This is a genomic window from Saccharospirillum impatiens DSM 12546 (assembly GCF_000423605.1).
GTDB lineage: Bacteria > Pseudomonadota > Gammaproteobacteria > Pseudomonadales > Natronospirillaceae > Saccharospirillum > Saccharospirillum impatiens.
The window spans coordinates 122,792-142,253 of sequence record NZ_AUIH01000001.1 but is presented as its reverse complement, the minus strand read 5'-3'; the positions used below and the strand labels follow the sequence as shown (position 1 = coordinate 142,253).

Below are 19,462 nucleotides of genomic sequence, written 5' to 3'. Positions count from 1 at the left end.
GGTTACCTGTTTAGCAGGTTGTTGAAAAAGGCCTCCTGCCTTTTTCAACAGATGAAAAGCAAACATTCACTGTTACTTTTCGCACGAAACCAGTGGCTATTAAGTCACTGATTTCACCGGCACATCCGTGGACCGGGGCTATTCGTTGAAATTCACAGAATCTCAACCGCCACCCGAAACTTAACGCTTGCGAGGCGGCGCGTCTTGTAAAAATCAGACAGTTCAGCAACAGCGGACCGCAGCAAATAGAGGAGCCACTCAAGGCTCGGAAAGCGCATCACAGTTGGCCATTCGACCGAGATAGGTGCTTAGGAAAGGGGTGGGGTGGCGCAGAAAATCGAGCGGATTGGTACCGATAAAACGTTGAAAATCCCGAGTGAAATGGGCTTGATCGTAATAGCCCTGCGCGAGGGCAATCTGCTGTAACCCTTCGCAATGTCCGGACTTAATGTGCGCGACGACACTGTTGATCTGAACAATTTTTGAAAAATATTTGGGCGAGACTCCAATCGTTTTTTGGAAATGGCGGTAGAGTTTCTTGGCGTTGCAATTGCACTGTTCTGCTAACTCATCCACTCGCACACACCCGTTGCTTCGTTCTATCAATGCAACTGCGCGGTCTACTTCCGTGGTGGCCAAAGCAGCATCGATACGACAACTTAGATAATGCTCAAGAACGTTGATTTTCGCCGATATCGACTTCGCGTCGAACAAAGCAGAATACAGCCCGGCGGCCCATTCGGGGGCAATTTCACGGATATCAGTTATGCCGTCGGTAAATTGCCGGCAATCGTTATGGAACAGCCGATAGAAGCCTGTTGGTCGGAATTCTACGCCCAGCAGTTGCGTGCCTTCAGCAACGGTGGCGACCGGCATTTCTTTTCTCAGCTGCCCGCCAACAAACACACTCGGACACCTCGGCCAGAAGGTATTGGCAAACCGCATTTGCATGGGTTCACCAATCACATGCGTGATGTAGTGCGCCCCGGTTGGCGGCACTACGACGGTGGCTGCAGTCGGTCCGTAACTGTGCAAATAGCGAGTCACAAAGGGGTCAAGTGTGCGGCAGGCAGGGTACTCCCTGTGCTGCAGGGAAGCGCTCTTCCCAACAGCTTCAGATCCCTCTGCCTTTGTGGCGATTGTCGACATGCGGCCCCCTTCGCGCCAAACAACCTTTAGCCTAGCAGCTAGCAACCACTGACGAAACAAGGGGGCCTGGAACAGTGCCGGTCAATGTTGGGGCAGCATAAAACCAGCAAAGAAATCAGCCAGTGCCTGATGTGCCTCCAGCGGCAACACCTGAGCCACATATTGATCCGGACGCACAATCACCAGACACCCTTGTGTGCGGTCGACAGACCGAAGATCAAAAATATCCTGTCCGTTTTTCAAGTTCGCACAAAACACTTTCTCATAATCGGTCAGCCCGTAGCGACCTTTGCGCGGTAACAACAGGGCTGGCAATGCCTCCAGTGACAGATCCCGATGTGATGGCTGAAAAATGGCTCGCAGGTCAAAAACCGAATCAATGTCCTGACCCTGCTGAGTCAATCGTTTTAGCGGAGAGTCGGGAGAGTCCGACAAGAACTCACAGAGCGCGCGTACAGCTGAGTGTGTACCCGCAGAATCACCGGCACCGGCAAAGGCGTACATCCGCCAGCGACCATCGGCTCTGGCAATATGGCCCAACTGCATTGGCCGGGCATCGGCCAGACGTACAACCGGCGCTGAATGGAAACGCTTGCCAATGGTGAAGCCTTCCGCCAGATGCTGATGTCTTCGGTCCCCGCAAATCAAGGAGGGCTGATAATGCGTTTCAGTGCCTGCCGTGAAGCGGCCCTGCTTGACAAAATAGTGTTCAAATTCCTTGGGATCAACACCCCCTTCGCCGCCGCCCTCTGTCGGACGATCACTGAACATTTTTGCCCACTTGCGATCGAAGTCGATCAGTTCCTGGGCCACCGTCTGGCGCTCTTGCGAGTAGCTGTGCAGCAGTTCGGGCTTGGCCTGACCGCGCAGAACCGACGCCAGTTTCCAGCCCAGATTGAACGTATCCTGCATGGAAAAATTCATGCCCTGCCCTGCCTTGGGGCTGTGAGTGTGGCAGGCATCGCCAGCGATGAACACGCGTGGCTGCGAATCCAGAACGCCCGGACTTGCCCTGGCGTCGTCGGCCACGTCGTCGTAGTGATCGCAAATGCGCTGACCGATTTCATACACCGACCACCAGGCCACTTCCTTGACATCGAGCGTGTAGGGATGAAAAACACGCTGAGCAGCGGCGATCAGGTGGTCGACGGTAATATTCTTGCTGGCTACGCGCTCATTGTCGCTGAGCTTGTCCATTTCCACATAGAGTCGCACCAGATAACCGCCTTCGCGCGGAATGATCAGCACATTACCGTCACTGGCGGAGTGAATGGCGGCTTTCAGGCGAATGTCCGGGAAGTCGGTTACCGCCAGAATATCCATCACGCCCCAGGCCTGATTGGCCGAGTCACCGCGCAATTGGCGACCAATGGACTTGCGCACGACGCTGCGGGCGCCGTCACAACCGACAACGTACCGCGCCCTGACGACTTCTTCCTGACCCTGGTGCTGCGCATCAATTCTGCCAACGCGGACCGTCACCGGGTAGTCTGCACGGGAACGATCAACCTCAACATCTAGCAGACTGCGCGAATAGTCCGGCACCAGACGGTTAGGGCTGTTACGCATCGCCTCAAGATAAAAGTCATGCACCCGCGCCTGGTTCAGAATGACGTGCGGGAATTCCGACAAACCGTCTTCGGTATCCTGAACGCGGCCACTGCGAACAATATTGTCTGGCTGGGCGCCGTCAGGTTTCCAGAAGGTTACTTCATTGACCCAATAAGCTTCTTTCATCAACCGCTCACTGAAGCCAAAAGCCTCGAACATTTCCATGGTTCGACAAGCCACACCGTCTGCTTGGCCTAGCTGCAAAGGGCCGTCTTTTTGCTCGATAATACGCGTGCTGATGTCAGGGAAAGCCGCCAATTGAGCAGCCAGTGTCAGGCCGGCTGGTCCGCAACCGACGATCAGTACGTCGACTTGCTCGGGCAGCGAATCAGCCTGCGGACAGGTTCTTGCCGACTCTGATGGGTCCAACACCATTGGATCTCCGGTTTTAAAGCCTTCCAAATGAAATTGCATAACCTTCCCCCAAGCCTGTTCAGGCTGCTCAATGGTAGTATGGATGCCCAACACCAACAGAGCACTCTGTTGGAAGAACATATACTCAGTATGCTGATCATCAGTATGCCTGTCAAATAATGACCCGATCGGAGACTTGGATGACCGACGTCAACACCATGCCCGGCCACCTGATACGGCGCTACCATCAGGCCTCTGTGGCTATTTTTCACGCAGAAGTAGCAAAACTCGGTTACGACCTGACACCGGTTCAATACGCGGCCCTCGCCAAAATTGAAGCGCACCCGGGCATCGACCAGGTGACTCTGGCCGGGTTGATCGCCTATGACCGCACGACCATTGGCGGGGTCGTAGACCGGCTGGTGCAGAAGGGCTTGCTGGCGCGGGAAGTCAGCCCGACAGACCGTAGAGCCCGGGTGTTGAAATTATCCGACCTCGGCTCAGGCGCGCTGCAAACACTGGCTCCTGCGGTAGAAGCGGCACAGACACAAATGCTGTGCGGTCTGGATGGAGAGGAACGATCGCAATTCATTCAATTGCTGCAGAAAGCCACTGCAGGGGTTAACCAGATGAGCAGGGCCCCACTGAAGGAAGCCCGGTAGCGGTCAAAAAGGATAGCGGTCATACTGGGTTGCCCGTGCAGGTGTCGCAGCACGCACGTTAATAAAGGCCGGTGATACCCGGGCGGCCTTTAGGCTATCCACTCATGCCTGCAGTCTTTCTGAAGGGCTGGGTTAATGTTTGCGCCATAACCACCCCGGCCAACACCAACAACCCGCCGACCAGATGAAACAGTGCTACCCGCTCACCCAGAAACGCCATGGCGATCAGCGCACTGAACAGCGGCATCAGGTTGATAAAAATACTGGCCTGACTGGCACCAATTTGACGTATGGCTCGCATCCACAAAAACGTGGTGATGATGGAAGCGGGAATGCCCGCATAGAGAATCAACCCCAGGTTACTGCCGTCGATCGGTGTCATCGGCCCCAGCAGGTAACCGGGCAACAAGAACAGCACCGCAAAACACACCTGGGCATAGAGCAGCACCCAGGGCGGCAGATCAAAGGGCCAACGCTTCAGCATGACGCCATACAGGGCATAGCAGGTGGCGGCAACCACCATCAGCGCATCGCCGGGTGCGACGTTCAAGTCCAGTAGAATCAGTGGGTTGCCCTTGCCGAGCAGAACCGACACACCGACCAGGGCCAGCAGGCCTCCCAAAATGCCACCCAGTGTCGGGGGTTCGCGCAGAATCACCGCGCTCAGCAAGACGGTAAGCAGCGGCACCATGGCCGCCAGAATGCCCATATTGGTGGCTGAGGTTGTTTCCGCTGCCACATAGGCCAGCCCCTGCCACAGCGCCATGCCCAGCAGCCCCAGAAAGGCCAGTTTGGGCCACTCACGACGAATCGTTGCGCGATATTGCCAGGCTTTCGGCATCAAGAATGGGGTCAGAATCAACAAAGCCAGCAACCAGCGCAGAAACGCGATACTACTAGGCGCGATAGCCCCCACCGTCAGTTGATTGATGGTCATATTCCCGGACCAGATTAATACAGTCCCCAATGGGGCCAAAAAATAGAGCAGTGGCATAGCTTCCTCAATTCACGCAGCGCGGCAACGACGGGTTGCAACAATAACCGCGCACCAGAAGGGAGTCCAATGGGCCGTTAACCGTCACCAGACCCGCCCAATTACCCAACCCCCCTCAAATTACGCCCCCCGGATGGATTACAGGGCGAGCCCAATGTGGATACTTCAGGATGGGTTTTCCTTACAACGACAACAAGAAGAGGTCACCAACATGCAACCAGACCGCCAATCCAGATCACTCATGGGCAATGTACTGGGCACAGCCCTGGCCCTGTGCGCCTTTACAGCGCCTGCACTGGCCGATATGGCCCAGTCCGCCAATGTCATGGCTCCGCTTGAAGTCAACGATTACGGCGCCTTTGAATACCAGATGAACACCGCCAACGCCATGGGCGTAACCGCCGTCTCGGTCGATGTCTGGTGGGGGAAAGTCGAAGCAGCCGGTGACCAGCAGTTTGACTGGAGTTACTACGACGACCTGTTTGGGCGCATCACGGCCGCGGGCCTTGATATCGTGCCCATCATGTCGTTTCACCAATGCGGCGGCAACGTCGGCGATACCTGCAATATCCCCATACCGGGATGGATCTGGAATCACTTCCCCGTGCCCGCGTCTGACCTGCGTTACAAGAGTGAACAGGGCAATGAGTCGATAGAAACCGTATCGCTTTGGGCAGACAGCTATGTGTTGAGCGAATATCAGGAGTTCATGGAGGCGTTTGAAGCACGCTACAGCCAACTGGCCGGTGACATTGACGAAATCAACATCTCAATGGGGCCTGCCGGAGAACTGCGTTACCCCTCCTACAACAGTCATGATACTGGCACCGGATACCCTACACGCGGAGGGTTTCAGTCCTACAGCGATCCGGCAAAAGCGGATTTTCGCAATTGGGCTATCAACAAATACGGCAGCCTGACTGGCGTCAACAACGCTTGGGGGTTTTCACTGGGACAGGTCAGTGACATTAACCCGCCTGCAAACGCAGGGAGTTTCATTAGCAACGGTGAGCACTTCTACACCCAGTACGGACAGGATTTCGTGCGCTGGTACCACGACAGCCTGATGGGTCATGGCTACAACATGATGGATACCGCACTGGTCGGCTTCAACGGCGCCTTTGCTGACATTGAGTTGGGCATGAAAATACCGGGCATTCACTGGAAAATGTCGGCTTCCGACAACACCCGACGCAGTGCGGAAATAGCAGCCGGCCTGATCCCATCAGACATCGACTTGACCAGCCCCGCCACTGGGCATGGCTATGCAGACATCGTGGGTGTCGCTGCGAGCTACCAACAGGAACAGCGCGGTGTTGTATTGCACTTTACCGCCCTGGAAATGAGCGATGATCCCAATGGCAGCGGCCAGTCACTGGCCCAAACCCTTGTCTTCTGGGTCGCAGAAGAAGCCGAAGCCCAGGGCGTACCAATCAAAGGTGAAAATGCCCTGGCCGGAGGCGCAACCACTGACACCGGCTGGGACAACATTGAAAACGCTTTTGACTACGCCAGCTACAGTGGCATGACCGTACTGCGCATCAATCAGGTTGCTTCCGGAGGCACCGGTCAGTATCGATACGAGCAATTCATTAACAATTATCTAACTATTGATGAACCCGGCGATTTTCAGCGCACGGTTATCTTTATGTACGGGCCGACCGAGTCCGGACAGGATCTGTTCATCCGCGGCGGTATCGATCACACCTACGCGAACACGAGTCTTGGTCGCAATTGCCAAACCTGGAATACCGAGTGTGCGTTACGCATACAGCACAACAATCTGCTGAACAGCACGACAGCGTCGTGGAAGAGCGGGGACCTGTATCTGGACTGGTATGGCATCGAGGCGAATCAGGGTGCGGGTGCAGAAGGCACAGCCATGGACTGGACCACCAACAACTGGCCCGGAAGCTGGGGAACACTGCGCACCGTACCGTTTGATGGTTATGGCGAATCAGCGCTCAACACCTATGGCGACCACTACTGGATGTTGGACGTGCAGATGGATTGCGCAAACACCGTCAACGGCTGGTTTGAAGTAAAAAGCTACATCTCGAATGGCCCGGGCTGGGAAGGCACGATCAACCAAAGCGGTACACCCTACAGCTCAGGCAACCACATGGCACAATGCGGGAAAATAAATGTGTTCGAACGCAACAGTAACAGTGCTCTATTCGTAGAATTCTGAACCCGGTCTACCGAACTCTAAAACCGAGAGGGGCGCCAGGCGCCCCTTTTTTTATGTTCACCGAGAACCGTCACATCAAAGTGCCTTACTGATGTTTGCCAACTGACCAGCCACTGTCGCGAAACAGACAGAAGGGTATGAGCCTGTCAATAATTGCGGCCGGTGTTTGACAAAGCGGCTCGCCCGAGCTCTACCAGAATGATACGCCCCCTCAGCTTGTTGCCCGTTGAGTGCGGATCAGGGACAGCCCTTTTTTGGCAACCAATGGAAATAGCCCCAGCAAGGTAAAGGAAATCAGCAAACTGGGCGAAAGGATACCCGACAGACTGTCGAGTTGGCCTAGCTGTGTCCCAGCATTAACATAGACCGCAGTGCCTGCCAACATACCAACCTGGCTGACCCAGTAGAATGTCCAGGCTTTAATGGGTGTTAGGCCCATCAGCAAATTGATCAGGAAAAACGGGAATGCAGGCACCAGGCGTAAGGTGAACAGGTAAAAACCGCCCTCTCTTTCAACGCCCTGGTTAATGGCTTTAAGGCGTTCACCAAACCGGTTTTGCACGGTATCTCGCAACAGATACCGGGCTACCAAAAATGCCAGGGTCGCTCCCACCGTACTGGCAAATGAGACCAGCAGAAGACCCCAGGCCAACCCGAACAGGGCCCCGCCAGCCAATGTCATGATGGTGGCACCAGGCAACGACAACGCGGTAACAATCACATAGATAAAAAAGTAGGCGGCGCTGACCAGCACCGGGTAATCAGTGAGCCAGGCCTGAAACTGTGCCTGGCCGGCATTCAGACCATCGAGAGTCAGCCACTGTTGCAGATCAAAAATAAAGAACAGTGCGACGGCTATGGCAATGACCGCGACAATTGCTAGTTTCTTTTTCACAGGTACGTGTTCTCCGGTATAGGTGTACATCGATAGGGTAAATTACCGATCGCTATCGTTCAGTACCCAGTCATAATCCAGGAAACTGACCTTAATATCATCGGCTTTTAATCGGGCTATCTGCGCTGAATTCAGCGACAAAGAATCGGCATAGAGACTCAAAAACCCGGTCAGGGAACTTTCACCACGCCAGCCAGCCTCAAAATCCTCACGGTACCATTTGAAGATCGAAGAGACCTGCAACTCCGAACCACTCAATCGGTTTCTGCTTTGATCAGACAAGAAGCGACGCGTCTGACCCTCAAGCTGCCGATCCAGTTTATTGGCGGTATAAACTTCGGTACGAAGCGCCGGGCACCCTATGCTGGCACAGTTTACGGCGAAATGAATCCTGGGGTCATTATACCGGTCTGAACCGCGAATCAGATCATGCTCCACATTGTCGAGCGAGCGTTCCTCACCCAGCAGACTGACGAACTCCCGTTTCCAGGGAGACCGAAACAATGAACCCAGATCCCGAATGGACTCCAGATCAGGGTACTCCGTCAAGATCAGTTCAAGCGTCCAGGCATTATAGGCGTTAATCAGAAACGCCAGCTGTTCTTTCTCCGGCCAGTCATCAAACTCCTGTCGGGAAACATCGGCGAGTACATCCAGATAGTCTACTAGCGCTCTGTGGTCCTCTTGCAGCGACGCATAATCAACGACAGAGGCATGGCCTTCATCAGTCCAGGCCACGTGCTCGACCAGCAAGCGGTCAAACTGGCTGTGATCAAAAGCACTTGCCAGCATCGGGTTTAACAGCAAAAGGATCAACAGTACTGTAAAAATAGGGTATTGCCTGATCAACATAGCAACCTCTGTTTTCTAACGTGAATTCAACGATGTCTGCCGGTACAAATAATGGTGTTCCCGTTTACGAGCGGGACCTCTCGTCAACCGGGCTGACTGCTGTTCCAATCGCAAACGCCATGATTTGAGCAAGCGGCATGTGATCCCCCGCGTCGCGACCATAGTAGGCCGTCTCAATCCGGCCAAATTCATCGACCAGTATGTCCACCGGCATCGCATTGCCCGTTTTCATGCCTGCCATGCCCACGGAGGACATCCCTTTGAACAGACCGATCATCCGAAACGCCATCGCTTTCATCTTGCCGGCCAGTGAGGATTGCCCGCCTAACCTTTGATGTAAGGCGCCTTGCGGGTCGGCAACACTTCGAAAGGGTCGGGGCTGACGCGCAATAAACCGGTTGACATCGTCCTCAGTGGATTGAAATACCGCAACGATATCGATATTCAGCGACTTGAGCTCGCGATGATGCCGGGTCAGCTCATAGACACGAATGTTACAAAACGGGCAACTCGCCTCGCGAAAGAGTGAGATCATCAGTTTCCTGCCAGTCGGTGTGGCAATCGGTTCGCCACTAATGTCCTTCAACGCCAGTTCTGGCAGCACCTGAGGCGGCTGTAATGCGGGTATTGTTTTATTCATGGTACTCAACGGCAGTATGGAGTCAGTGAACAGTCGCTGCTAAGCGAAATTGCTTACACCTGTTGGCTCAGCAAAACGTTCCAGCCCACTCTACCCTCTCGCCGTCATCTGAAGCTCTTGAATCAGGCCACCTGTAAGAACAACCCGCCGCGACCGACTCATTCAAACAACCAACGCTGTTCCATACGCCCAGGCAACCAGCTATCCAGTCGGAGTAACCTCAATGGTCACTGAACCAGTGCACGAAACGAGTACGAACCAAGCCCGCTCTGAGGGTAAAACAACCTCTGTGTTTGAATTCTGGCCAACCTGGCTGATGTACGCTCCGGTTGTCTTGCAATGGCTCTGGCTGGCCTTGAAGCACCGCTCCCTGACCTTGCCACTGCTGGCCAATCCCAGACTGCCACTTGCCGGTATGGTGGGCGAGTCCAAGCATGAACTCATGAGCCAGGCTACAGGCCTGTGCCGAAATGCTCTATTGCCCTGGATCTGTCACCAGCGCAACGCACAGAGTCCACAACAGCAAGCTCGCCACTGCATCGAACAGGCAGAGCGCGCTGGGATAAAACTGCCCTTTGTCTGCAAGCCGGACATCGGCTGCCGGGGCGCTGGCATTCGACTGGTGAGTACAGAGGACGCACTGGCCGAAGCCATCAGCGTTTACCCCGAAGGCGCAAGCTTGCTTTGCCAGAAACTGGCCAGTTGGGAACCCGAGGTGGGGATTTTCTACGTCAAAGACCCCGATACCGGACGCGGTCAGGTTGTGTCACTGACCTACAAGCACTCACCGGGAGTCACGGGTGATGGCGTCCATACCCTGCAGCAACTGGTTGCCCGGGATGCCCGGGCCGGTGAATTGCAACACCTCTATGAATCCCGCCTGAAACAGGATTGGCATCGGGTGCTGGATCAGGGCGAGCGAAAACGATTGGTGTTCTCAGCCAGCCATTGTCGGGGAGCGGTCTTCAAGGATGCACGGGCGGACATCACGCCAGCCTTGAACGCCAGCATCGAACGCATCATGGCAGACCTGCCTGACTTCTATTACGGCAGGCTCGACGTGAAATTTGCCGATATCGACTCATTGCGCAAGGGTCAAACACTGGAGATCGTCGAGATCAACGGCGCCAGTGCAGAATCGATTCACATCTGGGACAAAGATGCCCGGCTACTTGATGCCATCAAAACCCTGCTCTGGCAATACCGCACCCTGTTCAGCCTGGGTGCCTACCATCGACAGCAGGGATTGACGCCACCCGGTATACGCCGACTCATCCGACACTGGCGTCTGGAAAAACGCCTCACCCGACACTACCCGGAGACCGAGTGAGGATGACAAGAATGCATGAGCCAATTCAGCGTAAAGCGCAACGCAGTGCCAACAACAGCACCGCCACACCGGCTTCCAATCCCTTTGCGATGACCGGTCTGAACCCGGTATTCAAGACCTTACTCAATGGCATCGCCAGGCTGTCTGTACTGCGCAACTGGTACGACGAATGGCTCGCCATTCGCGACCTGCCTGCCAGCACACCGGGGGCTTCCGTAGCGGCCCGGTTTCTTGATTTCAGTTTAGGCAAACTGGACGCTACCCTGACCATTAGCAATCCCGAACGGGCAGATGAGGTGCCAGGGCATGGCCCGTTTCTGGTGGTGGCCAATCACCCCCTTGGGGCCCTTGAAGGCATGCTGCTCAGTCAGTGGCTATTGCGCAAACGACCGGACCTGAAAGTCATGGTCAATCAGATCTTATTGTCGCTGCCTGAATTCCAGTCATTGTTCATAGGTGTCGATGTTTTGCACGAGGGTCAGCAGCGACGCAATGCTCGGGGGCTCAGAGACGCAGACCGTCACCTGAAACAAGGGGGTGCCCTGCTGCTTTTCCCCGCGGGCACCGTTTCAAGACTGGACCCGCGAACCGGCGAGATTGACGACGCGCTCTGGAACACCCTTGCCGGTCATCTGGCACTTCGACACCAGGCCCGGGTACTACCGATTCATATTCAAGGGCGAAACCCGATGTGGTTTTATTGGGCGGGTGTGATCAACAAACGCCTGCGCACCGCCTTACTGCCCAGGGCCATGCTGGCAAACCGGGGGCAAACAGTCGCAGCGACGCTCGGCCCCCTGTTCGATGCAGGCGAAAAAAAAGCCGAAACGACGGCTGCTTCTTTAACCCAGCGTCTGCGCGTGAGCTGCGAATTGCTTGATCCGTCCGGCTCCGGCCAGTCGACGCTGGCCAACCACAAAACTCTGGCCAATGCACACTCGAACCTGAAAGCCAGCATGGCACGCATGGCTGAGTTCAAAGTCGCCGAGCAAGGTGATTTATCGGTGTATCTGGCGCCCTATGAACAACTGGGAGACATTGCCGAGCATCTGGCGGTGGAACGTGAACGTTGCTTTCGCGCTGCCGGTGAAGGCACCGGCCTATCGCAGGATGTAGACCGCTTCGACCCGCATTACTGGCACATCTGGGGTTGGGACCGTGCCGCCGAGAAAATCACTGGCGGCTATCGTTTGGCACGCGTAACAGAGGTTGTTAAAAGCAAGGGGTTGAGCGGATTATACAGCCATGCTCTGTTCGACTATGACAATGCCTTCCTGACAGCACTGGGCCATTGCGTTGAAGTGGGTCGTTCGTTTGTCACTGAAGATTACCAGCGACACCCCAGAGCCCTGGATTTGCTCTGGCGAGGCATCGGTGCCTTTGTCAATCAGCAACCGCAGGTACACACTCTGTTCGGCTGTGTGAGCATCTCAGGACGGTTCGTCCCTGTCGCCCGGGCATTGCTCGCTGATTCCCTGCTCGCCCACCACCGGGCAGACAGTAACCTGCACCCACTGATCAGGCCACGGGCACCCCTGCAGTTCAAACGTCGATTGTGGACCGATGATCTGATATCAACCCTGACTAACGTCTCCGCCGTCAACGCACTGCTCGACCACTGCCCGACCGAACGGAAAATTCCGACCCTGATCCGCCACTACCTGAACCTTAACGGCAAGTTCCTCAGCTTTACCGTCAACCACGGTTTCAACCAATCGCTCGACGGTTTGATCATGGTCGACCTGCGCCAGACTCCCGACCAGTATCTGAATCGCTACCTGGGTCGCTCCGGGGCCGACCGGTTCCGTCTTATGAATGTCCCCCCTATGACCCGGGAGGATCGGCATGTTGCATAACGCCATCAATAGTCTCCACGACCAGACCAGTGTGGTATTCGACCAACTGAATGCTCTGGATACCAACCATCAATTAGCCGCATTTACCGGGTCAGGCGTCAGTCGGCACCTGCGACACATGCACGATCATGAACGCGCGGTTCAAGACAGTCTGAGCAGTGGTGTCGTCAACTACAACAAGCGCCACCGGAGTGACCCCGGGGAACAGGATTTCCAGATAGCGCTAACGACCAGCCAGCAACTCAGACAAGCCTGGCTCAGCGCTGACTTGTCGGATCGGCCTGTCGAGGTGCGCTCGGAAATCAGTGTCACAGACCACCAGACCCTGGTTCTGCAGTCGACCTTGTGGCGGGAAGTAATGTACGTGATTCACCACAACATTCATCACCTGGCGTACATCAAATTATTGCTTGAGCAGAAAGGTATTCGTTTACCGGATACCATCGGTCAGGCACCCGCCACAGCATCCTATTTCCGTGCACTTGAGGTAGCCAACGTTTAATTTTAGCCTGTTTCTGCCGCAGCGCCCGAGCCGCTTCCGGATCATAATGCAGGCGTTCGTCATACACGCTGGAATAGTCACTCAGGCCAGGAGGCATTAACTGACTGGCCGGCTCCGCCTGGCCGCGCATCACCACCCGGTTCACCGCATCGATGTTATTAGCCTGCCATGCTGCCCGACGGACACGAACATCCTGGAATGGGTTCTCACCTTTTACATCGTCAGAGTCGTTCAGTTGATCGTGCAGGTGTCCGAAACCCAACATCATGACGCGCGTCTCGATCCCACTCTTTACTTTGAAACCATCCCGGGTCACGCTGAGTCAGGAGAAATGGCCTGATACCGTTGGTATTGCGTGATCGTTACCGCCATTCAACGACAACCTGAAGCTCCTGCATATTGGGAAAGAGCACAGACCTACTCACTACCTGGCGAGCTATTCAATTGAATGTCGCAGTCACCCAATGCCTCCGGGCCTGTAACAGGAACGCTCAAAAAACACCGTTCAGTTTCAGTCAGCCCATCTCTGGTAAGCCGAATGGCCCGTATCGTTTTTCTGGAAACATCAGGCACCAGCAGTTGACGGTGACCGCCGACGAGCACCGCTCTTGACAGCTCCAGCTCAGCAGAACCATAGACATGGTTGGAAAAGCCGGGCAATGAATCGATTTCAACCAGACGCGCACCTTCACGTCGGTAAACCTTTAAGGTACCACCAATGTGCGGGGTTATGACGGCGGCTACTTCTGCTTCTCCGTCATCGTTGAGATCCGCCACGCCAACCGGGTTAAGCCATCGGTTGGGTGTACCGATCGGCGCCGACTGGGCCAGTATGGCCAATTGATTCTCTTCAAGCTTAAACAGAACAAGGCGAGCGCCCTGATCGACTGAACTGACGATCGCCAACAACCGAATGGCCCCATGGTCTGTCAATGTCACCATGCGCGGTGACAGATCTTCAAACACCTCGTGACCAGGCAGTTCCAGAACCACATCCTGCCCCCTATCCGTCGTAGCGACCAATTGCGCATATTCATGCGGCCGTCCCAGCGCAAAATGCCCGTATCGATCTACCGGTTTGGCAAACCTTGCTCCGCTTATCTGCTCAGCAGCCACGAACGCGGTCGTCAGCATGCTCAACATGAAGAACACCCAAGCGGAACGTTTCAGGAACCAGAGATCAGACCAGTATGTGCACATTACCATTGCGCTCCGGGTAATACATGCGATCCATGCGTGATAATCAGCCCCACCAGAATCAGTGTGGCCGACAAAGCAACCTCTGCAGAGATTCCTAACACGCGTTTTTTATCAGGCCATCATTAATCTCACATGACAGCAGGTTAACTTCGTCTGGTTTCCAGCTTAACCCAACGATCCAGTGACAGCGCTCCCGGTCCGGCTGCAAAAATTCCGAGCAGTACGACAAACCACCAGGCAGCCGGGTTCCACCAGTGACTCCAGGTTGGAAATACCGCCAATTGAATAAACAATGTCATGGCAATCAGCCCCAGGGCCGCTGGTCGCGTTAGCAAGCCAACAACCAGCATCAACGGCAACAGCACCTCAACGATGCCCGCGACCAACGCCAGCGTTTCAATCAGGGTCACGGTCAGAGAGCCGTTCTGGTAATCAAGTGTTTGCGGATCGCACAACAATAAAGCCCCCGGTCGAACCGGATCCGGACAGAAAAATTCGTACAGGAACAAATCGTACTTCGTTTCGTTAAAGTCGAACCAGCCATGCCACTTCGACAGGCCTGACTGCAAGAAGACCCGTGCCACCAGCAAGCGCATCATCAGTAATGCAATCGGCTCAAGGTACCTCGATAGCCACTGCGTGGAAACCTGATAGCCCCGCTGAACCCGTTCGGTAAATGTCATTGTTTTAAACCCCAAAAGTTAGCAAGCCAGCCTTGATCAGTTGAGCGAAATACTGATCCAGGGTTACCGGGTAGTCGACGTTCTCAATGGTCGGTGGCGACCAATAGCTAACAGCTTTTTCCAAATTGCCAGTGACCAGAAAAACCCGATAAAAGGCCACCTCCCAGCCATTCAGCTGACGACTGAACACTGTCATATCAGGGCGCCAGAACAAGACGAACCCGGGTTCCTGCTGAACCTGATTCAACGCCACAGCAGCTCCCTGTCGGATTGCAACCCAGGCGTCAAACACCGAAAGATCAAGCGGAACCAGGCAGGCGTTACGTGGTAGTCGCGGTGAAACCGTTAGCCCGCCAACGGACTGGAGTCGCTCATTCAACTGAATCGCAGTTAACGGCGTCTCGTCCAGACCATACAGGCAATCGAGCCAGGCATTATCGAGTCGCGCGAGGTCCGGCCAGACTGGGTTTAACCTGGCACGGTCATATTGCGCCAACCAGTCCGGGAAGTCTGAACCATAGCAGGTAAGGGTTCGCTGGGTCGGCGGAGCCTCGCGAGTGAAGGCATAACACGCTGAACGGAACTCGGAATCCCCCATGGCTATAGCCACTGCAGGAAACCGGGCTTCCAGCGCTTCACGGCAAGCGCGAAGATAACCATTGCGATACAAAACCGCTACTTTCTCCGGGTTTGCATCTGTGAAAATCTGGTGTAGCCCATCGGTTTTACCCTGCTGAAGAAAGTCACTCAGCCCCTGGTAACTGTCATGCATGGTCGCACTCCTGGCTATTGGCCAGCATTCGTTGCGCCCTGCGAACTTCCTGCTCCAGTACCGAGAACGCGGGCAGATTGGCATCGCGTTCGATCAACACCGGCTTGGGGCCAAACTGCTTCAGCGCATAGTCGAGCAATGACCAAACAGGATCGGCCACCGCCGAGGCATGACTGTCGATCAACAGTCGGTCACCAAATTGCGGATCCGCATCGAACCCTGCGATATGCAGTTCACCAACGCTATCCGGAGGTAGGGCGTCAATATAGGCCCTGGGATCGACGCCGGTGTTATGGGCCGACAAATACAGATTATTGATATCCAGCAAGAGTCCACAACCGGTACGATGGGACACTTCCAACAGAAAGTCTGCTTCATCCATGTCGCTGCGGACACTCAGATAGTTCGTCGGATTCTCGATCAGAATGCTGCGACCCATAGCCGCCTGATACGCATCCACTCCAGCTACCAATTGCGATAGCACCTGGTGAGTTCGGGGCAGAGGCAGTAATTCTGCAAAATACTGCTGTTCAAAAGCAGACCATACAGCATGTTCGGACAGTCGAATCGGATTGAGTTCGTCAACCAACCTGCGAATGGCTTTCAAATGCCCGGCGTCTGGCGTACCAGGCCCACCAAGAGACGCGCCAACGCCATGAAAGCTGATGTCACGCTCAGCAGCGATCTGTTTTAACCCACGAAGCCGGGGTCCGCCCTGCATCAGATAGTTTTCCGGATGCACCTCAAACCAAATTCCGCTCATACGACTGGTCATCGCCTGATCGAAATGCTGAGGCTTGAGACTGACACCGGCACTGACATGTGTGGCTGACCATGTCGGTAACTCAGGGGCGGACATAAGGGTCACCTGTGATGCGTCATTCATACAGAATTACCGGACTCGACACTTATTCGCTTTAGTGCCAAATCCAGCAACCAGGTTCGACAAAACGGCTTAAGGCAGGTTCCGGTCCAGCGCAGACAACGCTGCTTCGCCATCCGGCGTGACGATGAAATCACAGGTACCGCGGGGCACATAAGTCCAGGAGTTACCCTGATAATCCAGGGTGGCGGTGCCCTCGCAACTGGTACCCGGCCCGGCCGCGCAATCATTTTCTCCGGCCAGTGCAATGCCGAAACATTTATCATTCCGACCGGCAACCCGCTCACCCGCCATCCACTTCTGAAAGTTTTCCTGAACATTGGATGGTGCGCTTGCTTCAAGTGACAAGCCATTGTTTGGCTTTGCCAGTGAATGGCCAGACATGGCCATCACTGAACCGGCAAGAAGTGCAGTGGTAATAGACATGGAATGTTTCATTGTTTGTTACTCCATTCTGTTGAAATCGACACCCGTCATTCGGGCCAGCCGGACGGCAACCAAATCAGTATTGACTGCAGGTTCTCGTACTGATCTGTCGTAAGACAGAGTCAATTCATTACACAGAATGTATAAATCAATGACATTATTTTTGCGGCTGAACCAAAAGGTCAGGGGCAACGCTCACTCATGCGAAATACTCGCAGCATCAGAGGCCCCTTTGATCACCGCATCACGGCGTAAGTAACCCGTGCCTGCTGCCTATGCTCCATGCTCGATTGGTCGTCAATCTGTGACTATGGCCGACTGGAAATACTGGTTCAAATGCGCACCTTTCTACTGCGTCGAACCTCGCCTGCACTTCTGGAAAACTGATCTTTAAACGCCCGCGAGAACGCGGCTTCCGACTGGTAGCCCACAGATAGGGCCGTTGAGAGTACAGACTCACCGCGCCCCAATAGTACCCAGGCAAGTTGCATTCGCCACCAACGCTGATACTCGTTCCAGGTTCTACCGCTGACTCGTTTAAACAGCCGCGCGTAGCTGGCCCGGCTAACATGAGCCTGGGTGGCAATGTCGGCAAGCGTCCAGGGTTGGTCGGGAGACTGATGAAACGCCACCAAAGCAGGGCCCAGTACAGGATGCGCGTAGGCTGCGAATACGTCGGCCCGGGTCTGGGCCAACCCCTGGCGCACCATTAACAGGAACACAACCTCGGCAAGGCGGTCTACAACCACCGCTCCCCCGGGTCCGCTGACCAAACTGTGACGCATCAGTTCGCCCAGCACCGGCCTGACATCCACCGCTTCGGATGAATCGGCCCTTATGATCAAATAGTCCGGCAGAGTGTCGAGTAGGGACGTCGATGCCGCGTGCTCAAATTGAATTTCGGCACAGAGCAAGCCCGTGCTGTCAGGCATTCGAGTGTCGGTAACAGGCCGTTGTTGCATTTCACCGGAGGAGGGCTTAACCGGCCTGAGCCGATGCGGCAATTCTCTCGGAAACAAAACGATATCGCCCGCACCCAGGACATCATGCTGGCCACCCACGTCCAGAGTACAGTGACCAAACGTCACCAGATGAAAACAGGTCTGACCAATCCGGTGTTCAGTCAGCGCCCAGTCACCGCATACCTGTTGATTATGGTAAACCGTGCAGCTCAGTTGCAGCAATCGAAAATAGTCGTCAAAAGGTGTCATTTGATACGCCTAAGCATCTTATTGATACATAATGAACTGTATCAGATCAACAGTCGCCTTAGAATTGCCGTTACATTCATTGCAGGGGAAATACCTTGTTTACTGAACATACTGAGCAAAGCGCACCTGAAGCCAGTGCAAACCTATTGCAAGGCGTCAGCAACAAGATGGGATTCGTACCCACGCTATACAGCTACATTGCAGAGTCACCGACAGCTATTAAAGCTTACAATGAACTCAACACCCTTCTGGCTGACTCAAGCCTGACACCACAACAAGTGCAGGTTGCCCTGCTGGCGACCAGTGTTGAAAACCAGTGCCGTTTTTGCGTGGCTGCCCACAGCGCGGGCAGCACTATGGCCAAGGTAGAGCCAGGCATCATCGAAGCGGTGAGAACCGGAACAACACCGAGCGATGGCACATTTGCGGCTCTGGTCACCTTCACCCAAACACTGGTTCGCGAACGTGGCTGGGCCAGCGATGCTGATGTTAATGCGTTTTTAAACGCCGGGTTCAGCAAAGCGGCTGTGTTTGACGTGATTACAGCGGTAGCTCTGAAAACGCTGTCGAACTACAGCAACCACCTCACTCAACCGGCCCTGAACCCGGAACTGGAGTCCTTTGCCTGGGCACCTCCGTCCGCTACATAAGCCTCGAGTCAGGTTGACCATACCAGCACCAGCCAGCAAAGAGAGTCAGTGGTGACCACTGACTCTCTTAAAAAACGAAGTCATGCACCTGCCCTCTGTTCACAAAAGCATTTTACGCGGCGAATTACACGGCCTATCCTTGCTGTGAACTGAAGACTCAAGGCATCTGGAAACCATGGGAATAGACCGGGAGCGGACGACCAATTCGTTAAAAATTGCCTTGTTTGTCGGGACCGTTCTGAATCTGATCAATCAGGGGGATGTTCTTTGGGGGGCTGGCACGCTCAGCGTGCCTCATGTGATCATGAATTACGCCGTTCCATTTTGCGTGGCCTGGTACAGCGCCTGGAAAAACAGTCGCGCCAGTGGCTCGCCACACGAGCCTACTCCGTAGACCGGGGCTGTTCAGGCTTATGAGACGTTTTGGCCTGAGAATCATCCCGTTCCCGCGCGTAGCGACGCGCTATCTGGCCAAGGTCTTGCACTTGAACGTTGAAATTTTTGCAGCCGTCACACAAAAGATTATGGACTTTGATCGCCGCTCGCTCCCGAAGAGTAAGCGTTCGCTCGCGTGAATCAGACATCAGCCGGGTCGCTTGTT

At 54.8% G+C, this 19,462-nt stretch carries 20 protein-coding genes and 1 pseudogene; 7 read left to right on the top strand and 14 right to left on the bottom strand.

Annotated elements, in window-relative coordinates:
• Positions 1–258: 258 nt before the first annotated feature.
• Both G565_RS0100670 and G565_RS0100665 read right to left on the bottom strand, forming a co-directional pair.
• On the bottom strand, positions 259–1,149 hold the full coding sequence (locus tag G565_RS0100670; RefSeq protein WP_084649151.1) for a helix-turn-helix domain-containing protein: 891 nt from the start codon (positions 1,147–1,149) through the stop codon (positions 259–261).
• Positions 1,150–1,230: 81 nt separating this feature from the next.
• Positions 1,231–3,174: an FAD-binding monooxygenase gene (locus tag G565_RS0100665; protein ID WP_028669251.1), complete on the bottom strand. Its 1,944-nt coding sequence runs from the start codon at positions 3,172–3,174 to the stop codon at positions 1,231–1,233.
• A gap of 140 nt (positions 3,175–3,314) precedes the next feature.
• On the opposite strand from G565_RS0100665, the gene G565_RS0100660 reads away from it, so the two are divergent.
• Positions 3,315–3,776 carry a MarR family winged helix-turn-helix transcriptional regulator gene (locus G565_RS0100660; protein WP_028669250.1) on the top strand — a complete coding sequence of 154 codons (462 nt, stop codon included), beginning with the start codon at positions 3,315–3,317 and terminating at the stop codon, positions 3,774–3,776.
• Between the two features lie 94 nt (positions 3,777–3,870).
• Here G565_RS0100660 and G565_RS0100655 read toward each other — a convergent pair whose 3' ends face one another.
• Entirely contained in the window at positions 3,871–4,770 is a 900-nt protein-coding gene (locus G565_RS0100655; RefSeq protein WP_028669249.1) for a DMT family transporter, read from the bottom strand.
• Between the two features lie 211 nt (positions 4,771–4,981).
• On the opposite strand from G565_RS0100655, the gene G565_RS22385 reads away from it, so the two are divergent.
• Complete coding sequence (locus tag G565_RS22385; RefSeq protein WP_084649159.1) at positions 4,982–6,961, top strand: family 14 glycosylhydrolase; 1,980 nt, start codon at positions 4,982–4,984, stop codon at positions 6,959–6,961.
• A 223-nt stretch (positions 6,962–7,184) separates the two neighbouring features.
• On the opposite strand, the pseudogene G565_RS0100645 reads toward G565_RS22385, so the two are convergent.
• The 3 genes and pseudogenes from G565_RS0100645 to G565_RS22380 form a co-directional block, all read right to left on the bottom strand.
• A pseudogene (locus tag G565_RS0100645) lies at positions 7,185–7,886 on the bottom strand (TVP38/TMEM64 family protein); the annotation flags it as partial.
• A 12-nt stretch (positions 7,887–7,898) separates the two neighbouring features.
• Complete coding sequence (locus tag G565_RS0100640; protein WP_051207045.1) at positions 7,899–8,708, bottom strand: DUF547 domain-containing protein; 810 nt, start codon at positions 8,706–8,708, stop codon at positions 7,899–7,901.
• Between the two features lie 64 nt (positions 8,709–8,772).
• Positions 8,773–9,348, bottom strand: coding sequence for a redoxin family protein (locus tag G565_RS22380; protein WP_051207044.1), 576 nt, complete (start codon positions 9,346–9,348; stop codon positions 8,773–8,775).
• Between the two features lie 223 nt (positions 9,349–9,571).
• Between G565_RS22380 and G565_RS0100630 the strand changes: the two genes are divergently transcribed.
• From G565_RS0100630 to G565_RS0100620, 3 genes are read left to right on the top strand one after another with little or no spacing between them, the layout of a single operon-like run.
• Entirely contained in the window at positions 9,572–10,678 is a 1,107-nt protein-coding gene (locus G565_RS0100630) for a hypothetical protein (RefSeq protein ID WP_051207043.1), read from the top strand.
• An 11-nt stretch (positions 10,679–10,689) separates the two neighbouring features.
• Positions 10,690–12,534, top strand: coding sequence for a bifunctional lysophospholipid acyltransferase family protein/GNAT family N-acetyltransferase (locus G565_RS22375; RefSeq protein ID WP_051207042.1), 1,845 nt, complete (start codon positions 10,690–10,692; stop codon positions 12,532–12,534).
• Positions 12,524–13,036, top strand: coding sequence for a DinB family protein (locus G565_RS0100620; protein WP_028669245.1), 513 nt, complete (start codon positions 12,524–12,526; stop codon positions 13,034–13,036). The genes G565_RS22375 and G565_RS0100620 overlap by 11 nt, the downstream gene beginning before the upstream one ends.
• Here the strand turns inward: G565_RS0100620 and G565_RS27685 are convergent.
• The 7 genes from G565_RS27685 to G565_RS0100590 form a co-directional block, all read right to left on the bottom strand.
• Positions 12,933–13,352 carry an ABC transporter substrate-binding protein gene (locus G565_RS27685; RefSeq protein ID WP_425413959.1) on the bottom strand — a complete coding sequence of 140 codons (420 nt, stop codon included), beginning with the start codon at positions 13,350–13,352 and terminating at the stop codon, positions 12,933–12,935. The two genes, G565_RS0100620 and G565_RS27685, sit on opposite strands and share 104 nt — an antisense overlap.
• A 101-nt stretch (positions 13,353–13,453) precedes the next feature.
• Positions 13,454–14,179 (bottom strand): hypothetical protein, encoded by a 726-nt coding sequence (locus tag G565_RS25640; protein ID WP_157599966.1) that lies wholly within the window; start codon positions 14,177–14,179, stop codon positions 13,454–13,456.
• Positions 14,180–14,379: 200 nt separating this feature from the next.
• Positions 14,380–14,919: a DoxX family protein gene (locus G565_RS0100610; protein WP_028669244.1), complete on the bottom strand. Its 540-nt coding sequence runs from the start codon at positions 14,917–14,919 to the stop codon at positions 14,380–14,382.
• A gap of 4 nt (positions 14,920–14,923) precedes the next feature.
• The gene (locus tag G565_RS25635) at positions 14,924–15,691 is read right to left on the bottom strand and encodes an HvfC/BufC N-terminal domain-containing protein (RefSeq protein WP_028669243.1); all 768 of its coding nucleotides are present in this window, start codon (positions 15,689–15,691) and stop codon (positions 14,924–14,926) included.
• Positions 15,684–16,550, bottom strand: coding sequence for an MNIO family bufferin maturase (bufB, locus tag G565_RS22360; protein WP_051207039.1), 867 nt, complete (start codon positions 16,548–16,550; stop codon positions 15,684–15,686). Before bufB ends, G565_RS25635 begins: the two co-directional genes overlap by 8 nt.
• 96 nt (positions 16,551–16,646) lie before the next feature.
• Entirely contained in the window at positions 16,647–17,000 is a 354-nt protein-coding gene (locus G565_RS0100595; protein ID WP_245584093.1) for a BufA1 family periplasmic bufferin-type metallophore, read from the bottom strand.
• A gap of 332 nt (positions 17,001–17,332) precedes the next feature.
• Positions 17,333–18,211 (bottom strand): AraC family transcriptional regulator, encoded by an 879-nt coding sequence (locus G565_RS0100590; protein ID WP_028669241.1) that lies wholly within the window; start codon positions 18,209–18,211, stop codon positions 17,333–17,335.
• Between the two features lie 95 nt (positions 18,212–18,306).
• Between G565_RS0100590 and G565_RS0100585 the strand changes: the two genes are divergently transcribed.
• Positions 18,307–18,861 (top strand): carboxymuconolactone decarboxylase family protein, encoded by a 555-nt coding sequence (locus G565_RS0100585; protein WP_028669240.1) that lies wholly within the window; start codon positions 18,307–18,309, stop codon positions 18,859–18,861.
• Between the two features lie 175 nt (positions 18,862–19,036).
• Positions 19,037–19,255 carry a hypothetical protein gene (locus G565_RS0100580; RefSeq protein WP_037336914.1) on the top strand — a complete coding sequence of 73 codons (219 nt, stop codon included), beginning with the start codon at positions 19,037–19,039 and terminating at the stop codon, positions 19,253–19,255.
• Here G565_RS0100580 and G565_RS27860 read toward each other — a convergent pair.
• Positions 19,245–19,445, bottom strand: coding sequence for a hypothetical protein (locus G565_RS27860; RefSeq protein ID WP_483826392.1), 201 nt, complete (start codon positions 19,443–19,445; stop codon positions 19,245–19,247). The two genes, G565_RS0100580 and G565_RS27860, sit on opposite strands and share 11 nt — an antisense overlap.
• Positions 19,446–19,462 lie beyond the last annotated feature (17 nt).

Bases quoted from the DNA above. Each gene is read 5' to 3' on its own strand.
- G565_RS0100670 (WP_084649151.1), bottom strand. From the start codon at position 1,149: ATGTCGACAATCGCCACAAAGGCAGAGGGATCTGAAGCTGTTGGGAAG.
- G565_RS0100665 (WP_028669251.1), bottom strand. From the start codon at position 3,174: ATGCAATTTCATTTGGAAGGCTTTAAAACCGGAGATCCAATGGTGTTG.
- G565_RS0100660 (WP_028669250.1), top strand. From the start codon at position 3,315: ATGACCGACGTCAACACCATGCCCGGCCACCTGATACGGCGCTACCAT.
- G565_RS0100655 (WP_028669249.1), bottom strand. From the start codon at position 4,770: ATGCCACTGCTCTATTTTTTGGCCCCATTGGGGACTGTATTAATCTGG.
- G565_RS22385 (WP_084649159.1), top strand. From the start codon at position 4,982: ATGCAACCAGACCGCCAATCCAGATCACTCATGGGCAATGTACTGGGC.
- G565_RS0100640 (WP_051207045.1), bottom strand. From the start codon at position 8,708: ATGTTGATCAGGCAATACCCTATTTTTACAGTACTGTTGATCCTTTTG.
- G565_RS22380 (WP_051207044.1), bottom strand. From the start codon at position 9,348: ATGAATAAAACAATACCCGCATTACAGCCGCCTCAGGTGCTGCCAGAA.
- G565_RS0100630 (WP_051207043.1), top strand. From the start codon at position 9,572: ATGGTCACTGAACCAGTGCACGAAACGAGTACGAACCAAGCCCGCTCT.
- G565_RS22375 (WP_051207042.1), top strand. From the start codon at position 10,690: ATGCATGAGCCAATTCAGCGTAAAGCGCAACGCAGTGCCAACAACAGC.
- G565_RS0100620 (WP_028669245.1), top strand. From the start codon at position 12,524: ATGTTGCATAACGCCATCAATAGTCTCCACGACCAGACCAGTGTGGTA.
- G565_RS25640 (WP_157599966.1), bottom strand. From the start codon at position 14,179: ATGTTGAGCATGCTGACGACCGCGTTCGTGGCTGCTGAGCAGATAAGC.
- G565_RS0100610 (WP_028669244.1), bottom strand. From the start codon at position 14,919: ATGACATTTACCGAACGGGTTCAGCGGGGCTATCAGGTTTCCACGCAG.
- G565_RS25635 (WP_028669243.1), bottom strand. From the start codon at position 15,691: ATGCATGACAGTTACCAGGGGCTGAGTGACTTTCTTCAGCAGGGTAAA.
- bufB (WP_051207039.1), bottom strand. From the start codon at position 16,550: ATGTCCGCCCCTGAGTTACCGACATGGTCAGCCACACATGTCAGTGCC.
- G565_RS0100595 (WP_245584093.1), bottom strand. From the start codon at position 17,000: ATGTCTATTACCACTGCACTTCTTGCCGGTTCAGTGATGGCCATGTCT.
- G565_RS0100590 (WP_028669241.1), bottom strand. From the start codon at position 18,211: ATGACACCTTTTGACGACTATTTTCGATTGCTGCAACTGAGCTGCACG.
- G565_RS0100580 (WP_037336914.1), top strand. From the start codon at position 19,037: ATGGGAATAGACCGGGAGCGGACGACCAATTCGTTAAAAATTGCCTTG.
- G565_RS27860 (WP_483826392.1), bottom strand. From the start codon at position 19,445: ATGTCTGATTCACGCGAGCGAACGCTTACTCTTCGGGAGCGAGCGGCG.